The sequence below is a fragment of the Enterobacter sp. BNK-8 genome (assembly GCF_048685095.1).
Classification (GTDB): Bacteria; Pseudomonadota; Gammaproteobacteria; order Enterobacterales; family Enterobacteriaceae; genus Enterobacter; species Enterobacter quasiroggenkampii.
In genome coordinates this window covers 3,028,721-3,050,657 of record NZ_JBLQTN010000001.1, presented here as the reverse complement: position 1 = coordinate 3,050,657, position 21,937 = coordinate 3,028,721, and the positions used below count along the sequence as shown (strand labels likewise).

Annotated in this window: 16 protein-coding genes and 1 pseudogene; all 17 read left to right on the top strand. The window is 54.7% G+C overall.

Annotated elements, in window-relative coordinates:
* Nucleotides 1-2 precede the first annotated feature (2 nt).
* The 17 genes and pseudogenes from hcp to tssE all read left to right on the top strand — a co-directional run bounded on the left by hcp (nt 3) and on the right by tssE (nt 21,937).
* On the top strand, nt 3-494 hold the full coding sequence (gene hcp, locus ACMGGU_RS14710) for a type VI secretion system effector Hcp (RefSeq protein ID WP_023325816.1): 492 nt from the start codon (nt 3-5) through the stop codon (nt 492-494).
* A gap of 158 nt (nt 495-652) precedes the next feature.
* Complete coding sequence (tssH, locus tag ACMGGU_RS14705) at nt 653-3,307, top strand: type VI secretion system ATPase TssH (RefSeq protein ID WP_395299481.1); 2,655 nt, start codon at nt 653-655, stop codon at nt 3,305-3,307.
* Nucleotides 3,304-5,682, top strand: a complete 2,379-nt coding sequence (locus ACMGGU_RS14700; protein WP_395299480.1) for a type VI secretion system Vgr family protein — start codon at nt 3,304-3,306, stop codon at nt 5,680-5,682. Before tssH ends, ACMGGU_RS14700 begins: the two co-directional genes overlap by 4 nt.
* A gap of 3 nt (nt 5,683-5,685) precedes the next feature.
* Nucleotides 5,686-6,468: a DUF4123 domain-containing protein gene (locus tag ACMGGU_RS14695; protein ID WP_248271490.1), complete on the top strand. Its 783-nt coding sequence runs from the start codon at nt 5,686-5,688 to the stop codon at nt 6,466-6,468.
* Nucleotides 6,469-6,582: 114 nt separating this feature from the next.
* A complete protein-coding gene (locus tag ACMGGU_RS14690; RefSeq protein ID WP_045418373.1) occupies nt 6,583-7,116 on the top strand; it encodes a DUF3304 domain-containing protein in 534 nt (177 codons plus the stop codon).
* Nucleotides 7,117-7,297: 181 nt separating this feature from the next.
* On the top strand, nt 7,298-7,831 hold the full coding sequence (locus ACMGGU_RS14685) for a DUF3304 domain-containing protein (RefSeq protein WP_417929466.1): 534 nt from the start codon (nt 7,298-7,300) through the stop codon (nt 7,829-7,831).
* A 181-nt stretch (nt 7,832-8,012) separates the two neighbouring features.
* Complete coding sequence (locus ACMGGU_RS14680) at nt 8,013-8,546, top strand: DUF3304 domain-containing protein (protein ID WP_014884701.1); 534 nt, start codon at nt 8,013-8,015, stop codon at nt 8,544-8,546.
* 181 nt (nt 8,547-8,727) lie between these two features.
* Nucleotides 8,728-9,260, top strand: a pseudogene (locus tag ACMGGU_RS14675) (DUF3304 domain-containing protein).
* Nucleotides 9,248-11,692 carry a T6SS phospholipase effector Tle1-like catalytic domain-containing protein gene (locus tag ACMGGU_RS14670; RefSeq protein WP_395299478.1) on the top strand — a complete coding sequence of 815 codons (2,445 nt, stop codon included), beginning with the start codon at nt 9,248-9,250 and terminating at the stop codon, nt 11,690-11,692. The pseudogene ACMGGU_RS14675 and the gene ACMGGU_RS14670 overlap by 13 nt, the downstream one beginning before the upstream one ends.
* Nucleotides 11,693-11,706: 14 nt before the next feature.
* Nucleotides 11,707-11,964: a PAAR domain-containing protein gene (locus ACMGGU_RS14665; protein WP_025912756.1), complete on the top strand. Its 258-nt coding sequence runs from the start codon at nt 11,707-11,709 to the stop codon at nt 11,962-11,964.
* A gap of 5 nt (nt 11,965-11,969) precedes the next feature.
* Nucleotides 11,970-13,097 (top strand): hypothetical protein, encoded by a 1,128-nt coding sequence (locus tag ACMGGU_RS14660; protein WP_395299477.1) that lies wholly within the window; start codon nt 11,970-11,972, stop codon nt 13,095-13,097.
* Entirely contained in the window at nt 13,075-16,512 is a 3,438-nt protein-coding gene (locus ACMGGU_RS14655; protein ID WP_420300684.1) for an ImcF-related family protein, read from the top strand. The genes ACMGGU_RS14660 and ACMGGU_RS14655 overlap by 23 nt, the downstream gene beginning before the upstream one ends.
* Nucleotides 16,512-18,113, top strand: coding sequence for a type VI secretion system protein TssA (gene tssA / locus ACMGGU_RS14650; protein ID WP_395299475.1), 1,602 nt, complete (start codon nt 16,512-16,514; stop codon nt 18,111-18,113). The genes ACMGGU_RS14655 and tssA overlap by 1 nt, the downstream gene beginning before the upstream one ends.
* A gap of 42 nt (nt 18,114-18,155) precedes the next feature.
* The gene (gene tssF, locus ACMGGU_RS14645) at nt 18,156-19,910 is read left to right on the top strand and encodes a type VI secretion system baseplate subunit TssF (protein WP_025912752.1); all 1,755 of its coding nucleotides are present in this window, start codon (nt 18,156-18,158) and stop codon (nt 19,908-19,910) included.
* On the top strand, nt 19,874-20,959 hold the full coding sequence (gene tssG, locus ACMGGU_RS14640) for a type VI secretion system baseplate subunit TssG (RefSeq protein ID WP_420300683.1): 1,086 nt from the start codon (nt 19,874-19,876) through the stop codon (nt 20,957-20,959). The genes tssF and tssG overlap by 37 nt, the downstream gene beginning before the upstream one ends.
* Complete coding sequence (gene tssJ / locus ACMGGU_RS14635) at nt 20,937-21,482, top strand: type VI secretion system lipoprotein TssJ (RefSeq protein ID WP_048029648.1); 546 nt, start codon at nt 20,937-20,939, stop codon at nt 21,480-21,482. Before tssG ends, tssJ begins: the two co-directional genes overlap by 23 nt.
* Nucleotides 21,482-21,937 (top strand): type VI secretion system baseplate subunit TssE, encoded by a 456-nt coding sequence (tssE, locus tag ACMGGU_RS14630; protein ID WP_059355594.1) that lies wholly within the window; start codon nt 21,482-21,484, stop codon nt 21,935-21,937. The genes tssJ and tssE overlap by 1 nt, the downstream gene beginning before the upstream one ends.

Sequence of the window (21,937 nt, the reverse complement as noted above, 5' to 3'; positions counted from 1 at the left end):
CCATGGCAATTCCTGTTTATCTTTGGCTGAAGGACGACGGCGGCGCGGACATCAAAGGGTCTGTTGACGTTCAGGATCGTGAAGGCAGCATCGAAGTGGTTGCACAGGAGCATAACCTGTACATCCCAACCGACAACAACACCGGCAAGCTGACCGGCACCCGTATCCACACGCCGTTCCTGTTCACGAAGGAAATCGATTCCTCCAGCCCGTATCTGTACAAGGCGGTGACAACCGGTCAGACCCTGAAATCCGCTGAATTCAAGTGGTACAAAATCAACGACGCGGGCCAGGAAGTGGAGTACTTCAACACCAAACTGGAAAACGTGAAGGTAGTGAAAGTGAATCCTGAAATGTATGACATCAAGGATCCTTCTAAAGAGAAGCACAACCACCTTGAGCGCGTTGAACTGCGTTACGAAAAAATCACCTGGACCTACAAAGACGGCAACATCATTCATTCCGATTCCTGGAACGAACGCGCCACGGCGTAATCCTGATGCGGGCAGGTTTTCCTGTCCGCAGTTTTTTGCTGAGTGCCTGAGATGCGGGCACTCAGCAAAGAAAAAACAATCTGCCTGCCTGACCTTATGCGCTTTGGTGAACAGCGAGGGGCGGTAGCGTGTCCAGGAACCGACAAAGAGAGAATCTCATGGAAAATCCAGCCATCCTGTTACGTCGTCTGAACCCTTACTGTGCCCGAGCGATGGAAGGCGCAGCTTCGCTCTGTCAGACCCGTGCCCATGCCGAAATTCTGCCGGAGCACTGGCTGCTGAAGCTGCTGGAGCAAGGGGAAGGTGACCTGACGGTGTTGGCGCGTCGCTATGAATGGGATATGGATGGCATTTGGCAGGATTTACTTGGCTGGCTCGACAGACAACCTCGCTCCGTGCGCCATCGGCCCCAGCTCTCTGATGACATCCAGACTCTGATGCAGCAAGCCTGGCTACTTGCCTCACTCAATGGCGAAGAGCACATTCGCAGCATCCATCTGCTGATGGCCCTGGTGGAAAAACCAAAACTGGCACGTTGTGACGGCCTTTGGCCGTTGTTAACGCTTGCTCAGAGCCAGCTGGAGCGCCTGCGACCGTTGCTGGATGCGCAATCGGATGAGCGTCCGGAAATGCAGCGCGAAGCCGAGCTGGCACAGAACCACGGTGGTGAGGTGGAGTTTGTCGGGCGTCCGGCTGGTGTGGAAATGAAAGAGGGGGAACTGAGCCCTGCGCTGCAGAACATGCTGGATAAATTCACCCTCGATGTCACCGCCAAAGCGAAGGAAGGGAAGATCGATCCGGTGTTTGGCCGTGACACAGAAATCCGTCAGATGGTGGATATCCTCTCTCGTCGCCGCAAAAACAATCCGATTCTGGTCGGCGAGCCGGGCGTGGGGAAAACCGCACTGGTTGAAGGTCTGGCATTGCGTATTGCCGAGGGTAATGTGCCTGAATCACTGAAAACGGTCACTCTGCGTACCCTTGACCTGGGCCTGCTGCAGGCCGGTGCAGGCGTGAAAGGCGAGTTCGAACAGCGGCTGAAAAACGTCATCGATGCGGTGCAGCAATCCCCGTCCCCGGTCCTGCTATTTATTGATGAAGCGCATACCATCATCGGCGCGGGCAACCAGGCGGGAGGCGCCGATGCAGCGAACCTGCTAAAACCGGCGCTGGCGCGTGGCGAACTGCGTACGATTGCGGCCACAACCTGGAGCGAGTACAAGCAGTACTTCGAACGCGACGCGGCCCTGGAGCGTCGTTTCCAGATGGTAAAAGTCGATGAGCCTGACGATGACACCGCCTGCCTGATGCTCCGTGGTTTGAAATCCCGTTACGCCGAGCACCATAACGTGCACATTACCGACGATGCGGTGCGCGCTGCTGTTACGCTTTCCCGCCGCTACCTCACGGGCCGCCAGTTGCCGGATAAGGCGGTTGATCTGCTCGACACCGCCGCAGCGCGCGTCCGAATGAGCCTCGACACGGTACCGGAACAGCTGACCTGCATTCGCTCGCAGATTACCTCTCTTGAAATGGAGAAGCAGGCGCTGCTGGAAGATATTGCTGTCGGCAATCAGAGCCATGGTGAACGCCTGACCGTCATTGAGCAGGAAGAGAACGCTCTTATCGTTGCTCTCGACGAGCTTGAAACGCAGTACGGGCAGGAACTGAAACTCACCGAACAACTGCTGGAAAGCCGCCAGGACATCTCCCGTCAAAGCGAGACGCGCACGCTGCAGCAGGAACTGAACGGCATGCAGCACAGCAATCCGCTGCTCTCTCTGGATGTTGACGTACGCACCGTTGCCAACGTGATTGCTGACTGGACAGGCGTTCCGCTGTCATCGCTGATGAAAGATGAGCAGACCGAACTGCTGACCCTCGAAAATGAAATGGGTAAACGTGTCGTCGGGCAGGATGTTGCGCTCGAGGCCATCGCCCAGCGTCTGCGTGCGGCAAAAACGGGTCTCACATCCGAGAATGGCCCGCAGGGCGTGTTTCTGCTGGTGGGGCCGAGCGGGGTGGGGAAAACCGAAACCGCGCTTGCGCTGGCCGATGTCATGTACGGCGGTGAAAAGTCACTCATTACGATTAACCTCTCCGAATACCAGGAGCCGCATACGGTTTCCCAGCTGAAGGGCTCACCTCCGGGTTACGTCGGTTATGGCCAGGGAGGGATCCTGACCGAAGCCGTGCGCAAACGCCCGTATAGTGTGGTTTTGCTCGATGAAGTCGAAAAAGCCCACCGCGACGTGATGAACCTGTTCTATCAGGTCTTTGACCGCGGCTTTATGCGCGACGGCGAAGGACGTGAAATCGACTTCCGCAACACCGTCATTCTGATGACCTCGAATCTCGGCAGCGACCACCTGATGCAGCTGCTTGACGAACAGCCGGAGGCCAGCGAAGGCGATTTTCACGAGCTGCTGCGTCCGATACTGCGCGATCACTTCCAGCCGGCGTTGCTGGCCCGCTTCCAGACCGTGATTTACCGCCCCCTCTCGGAAGCAGCCATGCGTACCATCGTGGAAATGAAACTCTCACAGGTCAGCAAGCGCCTGCATCGACACTACGGCCTGAGCACGCACATTGATGAAAGTCTTTATGATGCGCTGACTTCAGCCTGCCTGCTGCCAGATACCGGTGCGCGTAACGTCGACAGCCTGCTCAATCAGCAAATTCTGCCGGTGCTCAGTCAGCAACTGTTGACCCATATGGCCGCAAAACTGAAACCACAGTCATTACGCTTTAGCTGGAGTGAGGAAGAGGGGATCGGGCTGGAATTTGATGTGAAACAGGGAGTGGACGCATGAGTAATAATCCTCCATTAAGATACAGCCATAGCCACCACCTGCTGGCGGTGAAAGGCTGTGAGTCCGCGCTCGACGTGCTGTCTTTCGAAGGTGATGAGGCTCTTAGCACGCCGTTCCGCTACCGTATTGAATTCACCAGCAGTGACCACGCTATCGCCAGAGAGGCGATGCTGATGAAGCCCGGTTCGCTGACGCTGCAGGCCCCGGTAGACCAGGGTTACGGCATTAAAGTGCAGCAACCGGTGCGCACCCTTCAGGGTGTGGTGACCGGTTTTGAACGCCTCAGCACGTCAAAAGATGAAACCCGCTACGCCCTGACGCTCCGGCCACGTCTGGCGCTGCTCGACCGCTCGCACCAGAACGCCATTTACCAGGACATGTCGGTTCCGCAAATCGTGGAAAAAATCCTGCGCGAGCGCCACGGTATGCGCGGTCAGGATTTTCTGTTCTCGCTGTCAAAAGAATACCCGCGCCGTGAACAGGTGATGCAGTACGGTGAGGACGACCTGCACTTTATCATCCGCCTGCTGGGTGAGGTCGGTATCTGGTTTCGCTTCACCACCGACACGCGCCTCAACATTGACGTGGTGGAGTTTTACGACAGCCAGCAGGGGTATGAAAAAGGTCTGACGCTGCCGTCGGTACCGCCATCGGGCCAGCATTCAAAAGGCGTGGATTCGGTCTGGGGAATGGAATGCCATCACAACGTGGTGCAGAAGCAGGTCAGCACCCGGGACTACAACTACCGTCAGGCCACGCAGGACATGAACACCCTGGTGGATGCGACCCGCGGGGATGTCACCACATACGGTGATGCCTATCACTGGGCGGATAACTACCTGACGCCGGGCAGCACCTATGACCGTAATCCGGCCCCGGAGTCCGGGGCGTTTTATGCCCGCCTTCGTCACGAACGCTACCTGAATGGTCAGACCCGGGCGCAGGGCATCACCAGCTGTCCGACCCTCTCGCCGGGTCAGGTACTGAAAGTCACCGGCGGGTATGAAGTGGCCGACGTGTTTGCGCAGGGCGTGGTCATCACGGCGATGCACACATATGCCCGCCGTGATAAGGACTTTGCGGTTGGTTTTGACGGCATCCCGGACAGCACCGATTTTGGTTTCCGCCCGGAACCTGGCTCACGCCCGGTGATGGCTGGCACCTTACCGGCCCGCGTCACCAGCACCACCGAAAATGACACCTACGGGCATATCGATAAAGACGGTCGCTATCGCGTCAGCATGCTGTTTGACCGTGATAACTGGGAAACCGGGTTCGAGAGCCTGTGGGTGCGCCAGTCCCGTCCGTATGCAGGGGACACTTACGGCCTGCACCTGCCGCTGCTGGCGGGCACCGAAGTGGCGATTGGCTTTGAGGACGGTAACCCGGACCGGCCGTACATTGCCGGCGTGCTGCACGACTCGGCGCACGGCGACCACGTCACCATCCGCAACTACAAACGCAACGTCCTGCGTACCCCGGCGAACAACAAAATCCGCCTCGATGACGAGCGCGGAAAAGAGCACATCAAGGTCAGCACGGAGTACGGCGGCAAGAGCCAGCTGAATCTCGGACATTTAGTGGATGCTGAGAAGCAGAAGCGCGGTGAGGGCTTTGAACTCAGGACTGATAGCTGGGGAGCCATCCGCGCGCAGAAAGGGATGTTTATCAGCGCTGACGGTCAGGCGAAGGCGCAGGGCCAGGTGCTGGATATGGCACCAGCAATCAGCCTCCTGAAAGGGGCGCTCAACCAGGTCACGGAATGGGGAAGCATCACGCAGACTCATCACAACTTTTCGCCTGATACCGATTCACTGAGAGAGTTCGTTAACGGAGCTGAGGGGCTTAAAGATCCCGCGCTGCTGATGTCTGCCCCGAATGGTATAGCAGCCGTTACGCCTGAAACCACGCTCATGCACAGCGGGAACGGTCTTTACCTGCAGAGCCTGGGTGAGGTCAATATAGCAACAGCACAACGTCATTCGGTCAACGCCGAAAAAGCGATTTCTATGCTGGCACAGCAGGAGGGAATGCGGCTGGTTTCTGGAAAGGGCCCGATGACCCTTGAATCCCACGCTGACACCTTATCGCTGACCTCGCTGAAGGACATTACCGTGCAGTCAACGCAGGGGCACCTGCAGATTACGGCGAAAAAGGGTATCACTATTGGTTGTGGTGGCGCATATATACGGCTTTCGCCGCAGGGAGAGATTCATATTCACGGGCCAGGGCTTCTGAGTCTGAAAGGTCAGCACAAGATGCTGGGGCCGCAGAGTGAAGATTTTCCGCTACCGGAACTTCCTTCCTCGGTCTGCAAGGAGTGTCTGAAACGGGCACAGGAAATGGCTAAAGGGTTTGTGCCGAGGGAGAGTTAATAAGTGCTGAATGAATATTCTGAAAACATGCTGGAGAGCGCTCGACGGCTTTGCCAGCAGATTGGACACACCTATATCGATGTCATTGTTGATCAGTGTAGTGTGGATTATTCAATCATTCCGGCGTTATCCGGCTTTTCTCCGGAGATAAAATGGCAGTCGCTGTATAAGGGTTTACCGGAAGAGATTTATCCCGAAGATGCGCCTCTGCTGGTGCGGGTTATGTTTGACGATCTGCAACAATGGAACTGGCTTCAGGCGCTTGCAAAAGAAATGTCCTCAACGGCACCTTTACTGATTATATGTTCGCCATGGACATTGTCTGGATTGGGTAAATGGCTTACTGAAATCGTTAATGCCCGCCAGGAAGGCAGAGAAGGTGTTTTTCGGTTCTGGGATACTCGTATTTTTTCTTATCTTTTTACGGATATTCTGAGCGCTGAACAGCAGGCGCAACTTAAAAGACCCGTAATAGGCTGGGGATGGCAGGATCGTGATGGACAGTCGGTATGGCTTACAGGAAGCGGGAAAATCCCGAAGCGCGACGAGTGCGCTGAGCAAGTAGATTTCAGCGATAAGCAATATGAAAAACTTATGTGCTTATGTGATGCAAAACGTTTTATTGACCAGAAGTTACTAATGACAACGATGTTTGCCTCAAAGGAAGCTGAATTCAGGGCGTGCTTTGAGGGAATGGTGAGCGCTACCCAGGCCGGCGTATTGTTCGACGATAAACGTGATGCCTGGGTGATCGACTATTTGACCCGATTGCATGCCGGAATTTGATAATGAAGGTGCTGAAAGTATGTCCTAAGTAACCACGGATCTGGTACCGGCCTGAATTTCCGGCTCAGGTCCAGCAGGTGTAAGAGTGGACGACGCAATACAAGGAAAATAAGGATGAAGATAACAATATCAGGCGTATTACTGGGTGTTTTCTTACTGGCCGGATGCAGTCAGCCAAAGGCTGAGGCGCAAACGCAAAGCGGTGGTACGGGAACAATAAAAGCCATCAACCATACCAAATGGGCCATCAATCATTTCAGCGTAAACGGTCAGTCGGGCATTGATATTATCGGGCCTTTTGATGGCGGCGGCGGTGGGTGTTGCTATAGCGTACCGGCAGTCTGGAAACCGGGAATGACTGTTCGCATAGACTGGCAAACTGGCGTTGGAACTTCTGAAGGTTTCCCCGGGTTCGCTGATCGTGAAAAGTATAAAGCCTGGGAAAGAGAAATTACGGCACAAAATCGCCAACACAGCAAAATAATACCTCTGCCCGATTATACAGGACAGGAGACCTGCGGTATTACGGTACATTTCTTACCGTGTGATGACGTAAAGGTAACAACCAGCTGCTGGTCACCTGCTAATGCTAATTATCCAATCAAACTTCCGCTGGAAATGAAGGAGCCGAAAGTATGTCCGAAGTAACCACGGATTTGGTCTGGTACCTGTCTGAATTTCCTGCTCGGGGCAGCAGGCTTACAGCCTGCCTGTCATAACCTGAACAGAAAGTTATCCCGGGCCGGAAATGATTTAATTATGTCAGACAACGGCACAACTAAATGATTTTACCTGTAAGAGTGGACGACGCAATACAAGAAAAATAAGGATGAAGATAACAATATCAGGCGTATTACTGGGCGTTTTCTTACTGGCCGGATGCAGTCAGCCAAAGGCTGAGGCGCAAACGCAAAGCGGTGGTACGGGAACAATAAAAGCCATCAACCATACCAAATGGGCCATCAATCATTTCAGCGTAAACGGTCAGTCGGGTATTGATATTATTGGTCCATTTCAGGGGGGCGGCGGGGGATGCTGTTACGGTGTACCTGCAGCCTGGAAACCGGGAATGACAGTCAAAATTGACTGGGAAACGGGAGTTGGAGGAACAGACGGTTTTCCTGGTTATGACCATTGGGATGAATACTTAAAATGGCAGAAAAAAATGGACTCATTTAAACGCCAGCACAGCAAAACAGTACCACTGCCCGATTATACAGGACAGGAAACCTGCGGTATTACGGTACATTTTTTACCGTGTGATGACGTAAAGGTAACAACCAGCTGCTGGTCACCTGCTAATGCTAATTATCCAATCAAACTACCGCTGGAAATGAAGGAGCCGAAAGTATGTCCGAAGTAACCACGGTTCTGGTCTGGTACCCGCCTGAATTTCCTGCTCGTGGCAGCAGGCTTACAGCCTGCCTGTCATAACCTGAACAGAAAGTTATCCCGGGCCGGAAATGATTTAATTATGTCAGCCGACGGCACAACTAAATGATTTTACCTGTAAGAGTGGACGACGCAATACAAGGAAAATAAGGATGAAGATAACAATATCAGGCGTATTACTGGGCGTTTTCTTACTGGCCGGATGCAGCCAGCCAAAGGCTGAGGCACAAACGCAAAGCGGTGGTGCAGGAACAATAGAAGCGATTAACCATACCAAATGGGCCATTAATCATTTCAGTGTAAACGGTCAGTCGGGCATAGATGCTATCGGGCCTTTTGACGGTGGCGGAGGTGGTTGCTGCTACGGCGTGCCGGCAGTCTGGAAACCAGGAATGACGGTACGTATAGACTGGGAGCGAGGAGAGGCTTCAACAGAGGGTTTCCCTGGTTTTGCTGATAGAGAGAAGTATAAGGCGTGGTTAAAAATAAAGAAGGCCAATAACAAGGAACTTAGCAAAACAGTACCACTGCCAGATTATACAGGACAGGAGACCTGCGGTATTACGGTGCATTTTTTACCCTGCGATGACGTAAAGGTAACGACCAGTTGTTTCACCTACGGTAGTCCGTCCTACCCGATCAAACTACCGCTGGAAATGAAGGAGCCGAAAGTATGTCCGAAGTAACCACGGATCTGGTCTGGTACCCACCTGAGTTTCCTGCTCGGGGCCGCAGGCTTAAAGCCTGTCGACCATAACCTGAACAGAAATTTATCCCTGAACAGAAATGATTTAATTATGTCAGCCGGCGGCACAACTAAATGATTTTACCTGTAAGAGTGGACGACGCAATACAAGGAAAATAAGGATGAAGATAACAATTTCAGGCGTATTACTGGGTGTTTTCTTACTGGCCGGATGCAGTCAGCCAAAGGCTGAGGCACAAACGCAAAGCGGTGGTACGGGAACAATAAAAGCGATTAACCATACCAAATGGGCCATCAATCATTTCAGCGTAAACGGTCAGTCGGGCATAGATGCTATCGGGCCTTTTGACGGCGGTGGCGGTGGGTGTTGCTATGGTGTACCGACAGTCTGGAAACCCGGAATGACAGTACGTATAGACTGGGAAAGCGGTGAGGCTTCCACAGAGGGATTCCCGGATTTGCTGACTATGAAAAATATAAGGCCTGGGAAAAGAAAATGAGTGCAAATAACAGAGAACATAGCAAAATAGTACCGCTTCCCGATTATACAGGACAGGAAACCTGCGGTATTACGGTACATTTTTTACCCTGTGATGACGTAAAGGTAACAACCAGCTGCTGGTCACCTGCTAATGCTAATTATCCAATCAAACTTCCGCTGGAAATGAAGGAGCCGAAAGTATGTCCGAAGTAACCACGGATTTGGTCTGGTACCCGCCTGAATTTCCTGCGCAAGGACGTTTGCCTTCGCAGGCGACACTGGTGGGGAAAAATTGCAGGCAGCAGGAAAGCCGGGAGCGAGCTTACCGCAATGAACTCTGCCAGGCTAAAAACAAGCTGGTAGATATGCCTTGCTGCAAAACACTGCATATTAGTCTGTTCTTTGATGGCACCGGTAATAATATTAATAACGACCTTTATCTCTCTGAGCAAAAACACCCGACAAATATTGCTCGTCTGTTTCGTGCCTCTATCGGCAGCGGGTATGCAGGGGGTATTGGTCAGTCTGATGCTCTTTTTGACAGCAATGAAGCCGTTTCCGGGCGGTATTTTAAATATTATATTCCGGGCGTGGGCACCCCTTTTCCTGAAATTAACGATCTTGACTATACCGGTTGGGGGCTGGCTACAGCGGCGATGGGAGAGGAGAGAATTAACTGGGGGCTCCTGCGCATTATTGATGCTCTGAAATTTACGCTGACTCAGAAATGGATGAGTAATGCTGAAAGCCGAAAAGCACTGGATCGAATGGGTACGAGCTGGGCCACCTTTGGTTTAACCGGGAGCCATAATCGTTACGAAACGTTTACCGATGAGCTAAAAAAGCTGAAGCCTTTGCTGGGTCCTGCGTTGCAGCAGCCGAGCCCCACGCAGCCAAAGCTGTTGGCGATTAAGCTGTATGTGTACGGCTTCTCTCGCGGGGCGGCCGCAGCGCGTGCCTTTGTCAACTGGCTGAGCGAGCTGCTGCCCGTACCAACAGGCAAAGACGAAAAGCCCGAGCAGTGCCTGATGGTTGATGAATTGAAAATTCCCGTCAGCGTGGAATTTCTTGGGCTGCTGGATACCGTGGCGTCCGTGGGGGTTGCGCATGTAGCCCCGGTGGCGGAAGGGCATATGTCCTGGGCCGACAACACCCAGGAGTTGCCAAATGAAAAAACTTACGGCGGACTGATTAAGAATTGCGTGCATCTGGTGTCCTCCCACGAGCAGCGTCTTTGTTTCCCGCTGGACTCTATTCGTCGAGCTGACGGTCAATATCCGGCAAACAGCAAGGAAATAGTTTATCCGGGTATGCATTCAGATATTGGCGGCGGGTACCCACCAGGTGATCAAGGGAAAGCAAATTATATAGATGTAAGCGATAGTCAGATACTTTCCCAAATCGCGTTACATGATATGTACTGCAACGCTTTTAGTGCTGGAGCTCCATTAAAGGTTGCGATTAATGCTATACCTGATGATTTAAAAAATGATAGATGGCGAACTCTTCCTCTTGATGTCCTTAAGGAGTATTCACTCCACCCATCGTTAATTAACCGCTTCAACGCCTGGCGAGAACTCACACTTAATCTCCCCCCCTCAGGGAAGAAAATAACTGACGAACAGGCTGCAGAATATGATCCTCCTCGGGCGACAGTCAGTCTCGAAAAAGCCTTCGAAAATCAGATAGCCTGGATCACCGCGTGGCGAATCGACCGCTATGCCAAAGGCACCATGCTTACTACGCCGTTTTACCTGCGGGCATCGGACAAAGATGGCAACCCGGGAGCGCTGGAAACGTCCAAAGTTAAACGGGACCTGAAGCAGGGGGCGGTTGAGGCCCGACGGAGAGAGAAAATCGCCAGCCAGCCTGCAGATAAAATGGATGAGTTAGTGCTGGAAGCCGGGATAAAGGACTTTGACCCGGATATCGCTCAAACCCAGCTGAAGCAGGCCGCGGTGGAGTTTGGCGAAGACTATCGACAACAGCTCCGCAGCCCGACCAGCATTGGGCAACTGGTGCTGGCGGCCATCCCGCACAACACCATATTCCTGCTTAATATCGATGACAGGCCGCGAGAATATGCCCTGATCAAAGCCTCAGCCGACACGAAGGTTGCGACATTGTTCCCGCCGCTCGGAGAGGCCTCAAACGCTGACACCCCGGCCGGGCTGGTCAGAGCGCTTTTTGACGATCAGGTACATGATTCCCGTGCGTGGTTTATGCATTACGCGCTGGGAACGCGTGAGCCCTGGGGGAGCTACTTCCTCTACCGGATGATCTACTTCGGTGATAACTGCAATAAATCGCTCTCTCCGTTGACCATTGCCGGTGATGTCGTTGGAGCCGCCACGGTGGTGGGTGGGGTGATCTTCAGCTTCAGGCAGAAAGGCACGTCGGCAAAACTGGCTGGCCTTGCCGCAACGGCCGGGCTATTCACGCTGGAATCTCAGGCAGTGGATTACCTGACCGGACTGGCTATCCCAATGGTCGACAACGCTGATGCGTTAAAAGCCTTTACCACAGAGCCTGGCGTGGTCACGGCGCAACAGACCGCAGCAATAGGTGAAAAGCGCCTGGAAATGGCGAAATCAATTATTCAGTCCGGATGGCTGGAAAAAGCACAATCGCTGGTGACTACCTGAGCAGGAGGCAGTGAATGAAACAGGTCATTCGTGAGGGAGATACCCTGAAGGAGTATGGCGGTAAGGTTCTGGGGGGACACTATCTCTGTTTTGGTAAAGGGATAGCCGCTAAAGGGGATGCGGTTAAATGCAACAAGCACGGTATGACGATCATTGCGGAAGGCAGTTCACTCTCAGAGGTCGATGGTCAGCCTGTCGCCCTGCATGGACATCGCTGCGCGTGCGGCTGCACGCTGGTGAGTTCCTTCCCTGATTTTGGTATCGAACAGTGAGGAGCGTGCCGGAGTATCCTGTCTGGGAAACAGCCAGAGCACCCATAACCCGTCGCTGGCTGCAGGCAGGGGCATTTATTATTTTACTTGCCGGAGGCGCTGGGGCGTTGACTGGCGAGGAAAACCGCAGCGCTGCGGCTTTTGCGGTAATGGGCTTTGCCCTGGTCTCCATCAGTTTTCTCTGGCTTTGCCGACTACTTTATTACCGCTTCTCTTTGCACCATGCAATGGCCTGGCAACGCAACGTCAGGCACGAGCAGAGCCTGTGGTGGGAAGAACATCAAAGTCTGCTTGGGCTACAAGACGTCCTGCTGCTTGGCCCGGCAGGTGCGGAAACGGTGGACTGGCAAAGGGTGCTTCGCCGTATTCAGCGCGCCCCTGCTGAACGTCTCGAGTCTGGTGGGAAAACACTGCGCATTGCCCGAACCTTCTCCGCAGAGAGTCAGGAACGGGAGCAGCAGCTGGTTCGCGCGCTGGTGATGCAGTGGAAGACGAGCCCACGCGATATGCCGCGGTCGATCTCGCAGTGCTTTTTTCTGGGAGATGCCCTCGTATGGTCAGCTTTTTATGCACAAATGAAGGACTCTTTTCCAGGGATCGCATTGCCAGACCAGCCTGAACGCTGGGAGGGAGAGGCGACGCTTGCGAGATTGACGGCCCTGCTTCGTGAGGATGCGAAAAGTCAGTATCTTGTGGTTGGATGCGTTTCATGCCCCGCTTCACCTGATAGCCTGCTGCCCGCAGGGGAGTCTGCAGTACTGTGGCTGATAGGCACTGACGCACCAGTGGTGATGCCTCGGGGGGAATATTATGACGCCTCTGCTTCAGACAAATTGAACATCGTCAGCGAACGCGCAGTTACTCAATGTGAACTTAAGGAAGATCCGGCCGCCTGCATTTTGTTTTCGCATCCTCAAATTCCCCAGATTGACGAGTGTGGCTGGAATACCACCCATAACCTGCAGGACAGCTATTGGGGAATGCCGGGAAGCATGGAACCTCTTATTGTTATTTCTCTTGCCGCTCTTTTTGCCCAAAACGAAGCACAGCCTTGCGGCTGGATTAGTACCGATCCTCAACATACCCTCGCTCTTGGAATAGTAAAGCCACATGGAAAAGGAAAACGCCCTTAAACCAGACACAAGTATCTCGACTGCCGTAACGGTGACTATCACCCTTGCTGTTGTCACTTTGGTGATACTTTTTGGAGGCCTCCTCTACTGGTATTTCGCTGTTGATGTCTCGCTGGGCTGGGAATCGGTTCGGCCCCTGCTTATTATCTGCGGCATTGCCTGGATTGCGTTAGTTTGCCTGATTGTGCTGGGTTTTCTCGGCGTTCAGTTGTGGCAAATATGGCATGTCAAGACGCTCTCGACGAGAGGAGAGAGAGAAAACCACAGAAAGCAAAAAGTAAAACAGCAGGGATTAAAAGCCGAAATCGCGGGTTCTTTGCGCAAGCGCTACACCCTTTTCTGGCGCCGTAACGTCCGCCTGCTGCTGGTTACCGGTGATGAGACGGCAATCGAACAGCTGGTTCCTGGTCTGCAGGAAAACCAGTGGCTTGAAGGCAATCGTACTGTACTGATTTATGGCGGCAGTCTGGCTTCTGAGCCCGATCGCGAAAAATACACCGCGCTGCGTAAACTTCGCCGGGGACGTCCACTGGACGGGGTTATCCGGGTCATACCTCCAGCATTTAACCTGACACCACAGATGAGTGACAACGATTTACGCGGGCTGGAAAAAATCAGCGAACTGCTGCGTTATTCCGCACCGGTATGGTTATGGCAACTGCGCGACAGTAAATGGTCGCAGGCTAAGCGTATTGAGCAGGTGGTGGGGGCTCATTTCCCGCTGCGCGCTAAAGAAAGCGACATTATCGGTCAGCTTGAACTGATGCTGCCGGCATTGCGGACGCAGGGGGTGAACCAGGCCGCTGAGAACAACCGTCACGATTTCCTGCTACGTCTGGGCCAGCATCTCAAAGACGGCGGCATTGCCCGTTGGGCTCAGCAACTGACGCCATGGCTCTTTATCTCTCAGCAGCGTGTTCCGCTGCGTGGCCTGATATTTAGCTGCCTGCCGGACAAAAAATCTACTGACGCAGAGTCCTCTATCGCGTCTGTACAGCGTCATGCCTTTACTCTGCCCGTAACCTGGCAGGGTATTATTGAAGACTGCACCCGAGTTCGTGGCCGCCGTGTTGGTATGGCCTGGGAACAGACGCTGGCCTGGACGCTGATGACCATCATCGGTATCTGGGGAGCGGGTACACTGCTGTCATTCGCGGTCAACCGCATGCAGATAGTTTCTGTTGCCGAGCAGGCGCATGCGCTGGTGGAGCATCCTTCCGTATCGGATTACCAGCTCACGGCTCTGCATACCCTGCGTAATGACGCTGGCCGCCTGCAGCACCGTATTCAGGAAGGAGCGCCCTGGTACCAGCGCTTCGGTCTGGACCATAACCAGCAGCTGCTCGATGCGTTGCTGCCCTGGTACGGCGTGGCAAACAACCGCCTGATACGCGACCCGGCGAATCAGGCGCTGACACAAAAACTCAGCGCATTGGCAAACTCTGCCCCCAACAGCGACCAGCGTGCACAGCTGGCGAAGCCAGGTTATGACCAGCTTAAAGCCTGGCTGATGATGGCCCGTCCGGATAAAGTCGACGGCGCGTTTTATGCGCAGACCCTGAAAACCGTGCAGCCGACACGAATGGGTATTTCTACCGGTCTGTGGCAAAGCCTGGCGCCGGATTTGTGGGCCTTCTACATCACCGAACTGCCTAAGCAGCCACAGTGGAAAATCACACCGGATGCGCAGCTTGTCAGCCAGAGTCGCCAGTTGCTGCTGCAGCAAATTGGGCGTCGTAACGCTGAAAGCACACTGTATGAAAATATGCTCAAGTCAGTGCGTCGTAACTTCGCCGATGTCTCCCTGGAGGACATGACCAGCGGTACCGATGCGCGTCGACTTTTTACTACTGAGGAGGTCGTGCCGGGCATGTTCACCCGCCAGGCCTGGGAAGGTGGCATTCAGCAGGCTATCGAAAAGGCTGCAAATTCCCGCCGGGATGAAATTGACTGGGTGCTGAGTGATTCCCGTAAAGCCGTATCGGCGGATCTGTCGCCGGAAGCGCTCAAAGCACGCCTGACAGAGCGTTATTTCATTGACTTTGCAGGCAGTTGGTTGAATTTCCTTAACAGCCTGCACTGGAACCCGGCAAACAATATTGCGGACGTTACCGACCAGCTTACGCTGATGAGCGATGTCCGCCAGTCGCCACTGATTGCCCTGATGAATACCCTCGCCTGGCAGGGACAGACAGGCCAGCAAAGCGAAGGTCTTTCGGACTCCCTCATCAAATCGGCTAAAGATCTCGTCGGTGGAAAAGATAAACCTGCCATTGATCAGTCTGCGTCAGGGCCGCAGGGGCCGCTGGACGATACCTTTGGCCCGCTGCTACAGCTTCTGGGTAAAAACAAAGGTGGTAATGTCATGTCGGCGGACAACTCCCTGAGTCTGCAGACGTATCTGACCCGTATCACCCGCGTGCGTCTGCGACTGCAGCAGGTGGCCAGCGCTTCTGACCCGCAGGCAATGATGCAGACTCTGGCGCAGACCGTATTCCAGGGCAAAAGCGTGGACCTCACCGACACTCAGCAATACGGCAGCCTGATTTCGGCAAGTCTTGGCGAGGAGTGGAGCGGATTTGGCAGCACAATGTTTGTGCAGCCGCTGACTCAGGCCTGGGAGACCGTACTTCAGCCGTCGGCAGCCAGTCTGAATGACAAATGGAGCCGCTCGGTTGTCGCGAACTGGCAAACTGCCTTTGACGGTCGTTTCCCGTTTGCTGCCAGCAAAAGCGATGCCTCTTTACCGATGCTGGCTGAATTTGTGCGTAAGGACAGTGGACGAATAGAGCGCTTCTTGTCGACAGAGCTCAACGGTGTGCTGCACAAAGAGGGCAGCCAGTGGGTACCGGATAAGGTCAACAGCCAGGGACTGAACTTTAATCCGGCCTTCCTGCGGGCCATTAACCAGCTGAGCCAGCTGTCAGACATCCTGTTCACCGATGGCAGTCAGGGCATCAGCTTTGAGCTGCAGGCGCGTCCTGTGCCACAGGTGGTGGAGACGCAGCTAACCATTGATGGACAAAAGCTGCACTACTTCAACCAGATGGCCGACTGGCAAAGCTTCCGCTGGCCGGGAGAGACTTACAAGCCGGGAACGATGCTGACATGGACCACGGTCAACGCCGGTGCGCGCCTGTTTGGGGATTACAGCGGGATCTGGGGCTTTATCCGCTGGCTGGACTTGAGCAAGCGTCAGCAGCTGGACCGCAGCCAGTGGATGATGAGCTTTACCGCACCGGATGGTCGCACCCTGCAGTGGGTGCTGCGCTCACAACTTGGAAAAGGCCCGCTGGCGCTGTTGGATCTGCGTGGTTTCACGCTGCCGGATCACATATTCAGTGTCGACAGCGTGGCCACCGCTCAGGCGCTGATGGCTAATACGGAAAACAATGACATGGAAGGTGTCGAATAATGAGCACATTGCAGAATTTGGTTACCGCCTGTCAGGCTGACGATGCTCAGCTGCGTGAACAGGCGCAGACGCGCACGGATAACTGGCAGCCCTGGCTTGCTCCGGTAAGCGTAGCCAGTCCGACGGGGGAAGACCCGGGATATGACGATGATTTTCAGCGTATCCGCGAAGAGGTTAATAAGCTCTCCGGGATTGATACTGAACTGATATGCACGCTTGCTGAAAAGTTACTGACCACCACGGCCAAAGACATCCGGATTGCGACCTACTACTGCTGGGCGCGACTGCACCAGGATGGCGAAGCCGGCTTTGCCGAAGGGCTTGAACTGCTTGCCGGATTATTGCAGCGCTACGGCATGCAGCTTCACCCGCAGCGGGACCGAAGCCGCAAGGCTGCACTGGAATGGCTTGCCGGTAGCCGTGTCCTGGACAGTCTGTCACTGTTTCCGGAGGTCATCCGCGAGGATGCACAGCGTACCGCCGGGGCCTTGCTGCTCATCAGTACCCGTCTGGAGACCGAGCCGGAAGCATCGCGGCCAGAGCTGAATGCCCTGTACAGCGGGCTGGAGTCTCGCCTGATGAAGGCCGGGGGTGTGGATGCCGTGGTACCGCAGAACGCAGGGAATAAGGCGCAGTCACAGCCCTTTACGCATGCGACCGAGTCAGATGCGCCGGTTCTGAACCGCATCACCTCCGGTCAGGATTTGCTGGCCCAGGCCCGTACCCTGACGGGATATCTGCGCGAGCAGCCTGATGGCTGGCTAGCCGCACACCGGCTGATGAAAAGCTTGCGCCATGACACGCTGAGAGCGATCCCTGCACCGGATGCCGAAGGGAAAACACGTATCGAACCACCGCGGGCTGACCAGCGGGCCATGCTTAAACGGTTGTACCTGCAACAGAGCTGGCTGGAGATATTGGAGCAGGCGGACAGCACCTTCTCGCGTGGCGCTAATCACCTCTGGCTGGATTTGCAGTGGTATATCCACCAGGCTCTGGTGAAATTGGGGCACGATGTGCTGGCCGATATCATCATCGCCGATCTGAAAGGGCTGCTGAGCCGTCTCAAAGGACTTGAAACGCTGGCCTTTAATGACGGAACGCCGTTTGCCGATGAGGTCACGCTCAACTGGATAAATCAGAGCGTGCTGGGCGATTTGTCCAACTGGCGGGATGAGCCGGTCAGTGCTGCTGGTGAGACAGATAACGATATCCTGCTCCTCGAGCCGGAAGCGCTGGATAAAGCGGACACTGACGGTCTGGATGCCACACTTCACTGGCTCCAGACCCGTCCAGGTTGCGACTCTACAAAAGACAAATGGCTGCTGCGCCTGCTGATGGCCCGCATAGCCGAGCAAAAGGGTAAAAATGAGCTGGCCCTGCATCTGCTGGGTGAACTCGATAGCGCCGCACGGTCAATCACCCTCACGCAGTGGACACCGGCGCTGTTATTTGAAGTGAAATCCCGTCGCCTCAGACTGCTACGCATGAAAGCTACACGCAGTGAAACCGATAAATCACGTCTTCAGCCTGAGATGGACCAGCTTCTTGCCGGTCTGATTGCGCTCGACCCGGCAAGTAGTGCGGTGCTTTGCGGATAAAAACGCCTGGCTACCTTTAACATTCCTATATTCAGGTTTTTTATGGACGACTTAACCCTGCGTTACTACGACGCTGAAATGCGCTATCTACTGGAAGCCGGCGAAGAGTTTGCCCGTGCTCACCCCGAGCAGGCAGCAATGCTCAATCTCGATAAAGCGGGCGCGCGCGACCCTTACGTGGAGCGGCTTTTCGAGGGCTTTGCCTTCCTGATGGGCCGGCTGCGCGAAAAGCTCGATGACGACCTGCCTGAACTGACCGAAGGGCTGGTCAGCCTGCTGTGGCCGCATTATCTGCGCACCATACCGTCGATGTCGGTGGTGGAGTTCACCCCTGACTGGCGCGAGATGAAAGAGCAGATGCGCATCGCCAAAGGTTTCGAAGTGAACTCGCGGCCGATCGGCGAGAAGGCCACGCGTTGTCGGTACACCACAACCAAAGAGATCACGCTCCTGCCGTTGTCGCTGGAGCAAGCCCGCCTGTCGACTGATCCTGACGGGCGTTCGGTTATCAGCCTGCGCTTTAACTGCAGCCATCTTGCCGACTGGAGTCGTATCGATCTCAGCCAGATCCCGCTCTACTTCAACGCTGATGCACCGCTGGCCTGCGCCATGCATGAAGCCTTTACCATGAATACAGCGCGCCTCTGGCTGCGGATGCCGGGCGACATGGACAGAAGACCGCTCGACGGGTATTTCACCGCGCTGGGCTTTGGCGATGATGACGTCCTGTGGCCGAAGGGAAGCAGCAGCTTCAGCGGCTATCAGCTGCTGCTCGAGTACTTCACCTTCCGTGAGAAATTCATGTTCACGGGGCTGCGTGGGCTCGAGACCGTGGCCTTTCCGGCTGAGCTCCCCTGGTTTGAAATCGACGTGGTGCTGGCAGAACGCTGGGAGCATGATTTCAGCTTTACCGAAAAGCATCTGCGCCTGAACTGTGTGCCGGTGATTAACCTGTTCCCGCTGGAATCCGATCCGCTGACGCTCAATTCCCTGCAGACCGAATACATGCTGCGCCCGATGCGCGTGCAGGATGGCCATACCGAGATATACGCGGTGGATTCGGTGATGTCATCGAGCCAGCATACCTACGTGCCATTTTCAAGCTTCCGCCACAAGGGCGGAATGATGCGCCATGAAGCCCCGGAATATTACTACCACACCCGCGTGCGCCGTGGCCCGTCGGGGTTGCATAACACCTGGCTTATCCTCGGCGGGGAAGCGTTTGATAACCACACGGTGCCGGAGGATGAAAGCCTGTCGCTGACGCTAACCGGCACCAATGGCCAACTACCTCGCAGAGCGTTGCAAAGTACCGTGCTCGATACAGTGATGAAAACCACTTCAGCCAGTATCGCCGTGCGTAACCTGTGTGCGCCGACGCTGCCTTGTTATCCGCCGGCACAGGATCGCTTTCACTGGCGTGTGCTGAGCCATCTCGGCAGCGGCTTCCTGTCGATGATGGACAATGCCGACGTGCTGCGCGGCACGCTGGCGCTGTACGAGTGGACTGACAGCGAGATGAACCGCCGTCGTCTGGAGGCGATTATCGATGTGAAGCACAGTGAAACGGAACGCTTTGAGCAGGGATATCTGGTGCGCGGGGTGCAGATTGAGGTGACGCTTGAGAGCAACGGCTTTGCCGGGCGCGGCGATATCTGTCTGTTCGGCGAGATGCTGAGCCGCTTCTTTGCACTGTACACCGATATCTATCTGTTTAACCGCCTGATTATTATTCTGCAACCGACCGGAGAGCGCCTGGAATGGGAAGAGAAGCACAACCGCCGCATTCCCGGCTGATCCCGCGGCTGGAGGCCGATCTTCACCGCATCAACTTTTATCGTTTATGCCAGCTACTGGAGAAGCGCCATCCGGACAGGCCACTGATGGGCTCTACCAGCCATCCGGCGGATGACCCGGTACGCTTTGCGCCGCACCCTGGAATGGGATTCCCGGCCAGTGAACTGAAGGCTGTCGAGTATGACGAGGATGATGACAGCAGGCCACCGCTTATCCGCACGACCTTTATGGGGATGTACGGTGTTGATTCGCCTCTACCGACCACCTATCTCGATGACATTTCCCAGCGCCGGGAAGGACATGAGGCGCTGCAGGGGTTTCTGGATATTTTCAGTCATCGCATCCTGACGCAGTTTTACCGCGTCTGGCGTAAATACTCGTATCCGGCCACGTTTGAGCCCGGAGGTACCGACAGCATTTCGCAGTCGTTATTGGGTCTGGTTGGTCTGGGAATACCGGGCACTGCGAATCATATAGCCACGCCAGTGTCCCGCTTTCTGGCGCTACTGGGTGTGCTGCAGCAGCCGGGCAAAACTCAGGAAGGGATGCAGGCACTGGTGCGCCTGCTGGCGCCCGATACGACGGTGCAGGTGAGTCCGTATTGTCTCCGGCCTGTAGATATTGACAAGCCGCTGGGTTTTTACGGTGACGAAGAGTTTCTTCTTGATGGCAATACGCCTCTGGGTGACGAAGCGATGGATGCCGGCAGCCAACTGCTGGTTGCTCTCGCAACGGACAACGAACAGGAAGCGCAGGGCTGGAAACCGGATGGCCAGTTGTACCTGGATTTCCTGGTAATGCTACGGGTATATCTGGGCTGGCGGTTTAAAGCCAGAATTACCCTGACCACTTCCGTACGTCTGCTGGCCGTTCCACCGCTTGGAGACAATCCTTTCTGGCTGGGACTGAACGGCGTGCTGGGCGCTGATGATGATAGCCTTCCGGATGATATTCCTGAGACCTTTACGACAGAGCTGGGTTATTACAGTGGCCTGGAGCCTGCAAAAACACAACAAGGAAACAGACGTGTTACGTACAAGTTTAATTAAGACTACGCGTTGGCTGATGCCGCTGATAGCACTCACTCTGACGGGCTGTGGGGTAACGCAGAGCGTCACCGACGGTACCAGATCGGCGTTCAATTCTGTGTTCTATAAAAAAATTAAAATCCTGCATCTGGATTTTACCGCACGTGAAGCGCTGAACACCGACTCCCGTGAAAGTAACTCGCTGTCTCAGCCGGTGGTGATAAGGGTTTACCAGCTTAAAGACCGCAAAACCTTTGATAAGACGGTGTATCAGCAGTTGCTTCAGGATGATAGCACCATTCTGAAAGACGACATGCTGGCCAGTCGTGATGTCGTGGTGAAACCGGGTGGCGATGCAAACCTTGATATGCCAATGGAAGAAAAGGCGCAGTTTGTCGCGGTGGTAGGGCTGTTCCGCCATCCGGATATGGACAACAACGCCTGGAAGCAGGTTATCAAACGCAGTGACCTGGATCCGGATAAACCACGTATCCTGGAAGCAGGTGATAACTCTCTGACGCTGCAACCGCTTAAGGACGACTGATGCCCTACGGACATAACACGCCTTCGCTGTATGAAATGTTAACGGGAAATTTTACAGGTGGCCTCAATCTCAACCAGGTCAGTGAGGAAAATCAGGTCATCCTCTCGGTACTGGATAACATGCAGCGTATCCTCAACTGTCGTGCCGGCACGCTGGCGCATCTGCCTGACTACGGCCTGCCGGATATGACCAAAATCCTGCAGGGCATGCCGGGAACGGCCCATGAACTGATGGGCACTTTGTCTGCCGTCCTGCTCAAGTATGAACCCCGCCTGAAAAAAATAACCGTTGTCCTGCTGGAACAAAACGTCCCCGGCGAACTGCGCTATGCCATTGATGCTGAACTTAAAGGGATTGGCCTGGTGCGCTACGGGACTGAATTTATGCCCGAAGGACGGGTCCTGTTAAGGCATCTCAGGCAACAGCAGTATCTCGACACCACTCTCCGTATATAA

Coding starts and splice junctions, on each gene's coding strand:
- ACMGGU_RS14685 (WP_417929466.1), top strand. CDS start 7,298: ATGAAGATAACAATATCAGGCGTATTACTGGGCGTTTTCTTACTGGCC.
- ACMGGU_RS14680 (WP_014884701.1), top strand. CDS start 8,013: ATGAAGATAACAATATCAGGCGTATTACTGGGCGTTTTCTTACTGGCC.
- ACMGGU_RS14670 (WP_395299478.1), top strand. CDS start 9,248: ATGTCCGAAGTAACCACGGATTTGGTCTGGTACCCGCCTGAATTTCCT.
- tssG (WP_420300683.1), top strand. CDS start 19,874: ATGGGAAGAGAAGCACAACCGCCGCATTCCCGGCTGATCCCGCGGCTG.
- tssH (WP_395299481.1), top strand. CDS start 653: ATGGAAAATCCAGCCATCCTGTTACGTCGTCTGAACCCTTACTGTGCC.
- ACMGGU_RS14700 (WP_395299480.1), top strand. CDS start 3,304: ATGAGTAATAATCCTCCATTAAGATACAGCCATAGCCACCACCTGCTG.
- tssF (WP_025912752.1), top strand. CDS start 18,156: ATGGACGACTTAACCCTGCGTTACTACGACGCTGAAATGCGCTATCTA.
- ACMGGU_RS14690 (WP_045418373.1), top strand. CDS start 6,583: ATGAAGATAACAATATCAGGCGTATTACTGGGTGTTTTCTTACTGGCC.
- hcp (WP_023325816.1), top strand. CDS start 3: ATGGCAATTCCTGTTTATCTTTGGCTGAAGGACGACGGCGGCGCGGAC.
- tssA (WP_395299475.1), top strand. CDS start 16,512: ATGAGCACATTGCAGAATTTGGTTACCGCCTGTCAGGCTGACGATGCT.
- ACMGGU_RS14655 (WP_420300684.1), top strand. CDS start 13,075: ATGGAAAAGGAAAACGCCCTTAAACCAGACACAAGTATCTCGACTGCC.
- ACMGGU_RS14665 (WP_025912756.1), top strand. CDS start 11,707: ATGAAACAGGTCATTCGTGAGGGAGATACCCTGAAGGAGTATGGCGGT.
- tssE (WP_059355594.1), top strand. CDS start 21,482: ATGCCCTACGGACATAACACGCCTTCGCTGTATGAAATGTTAACGGGA.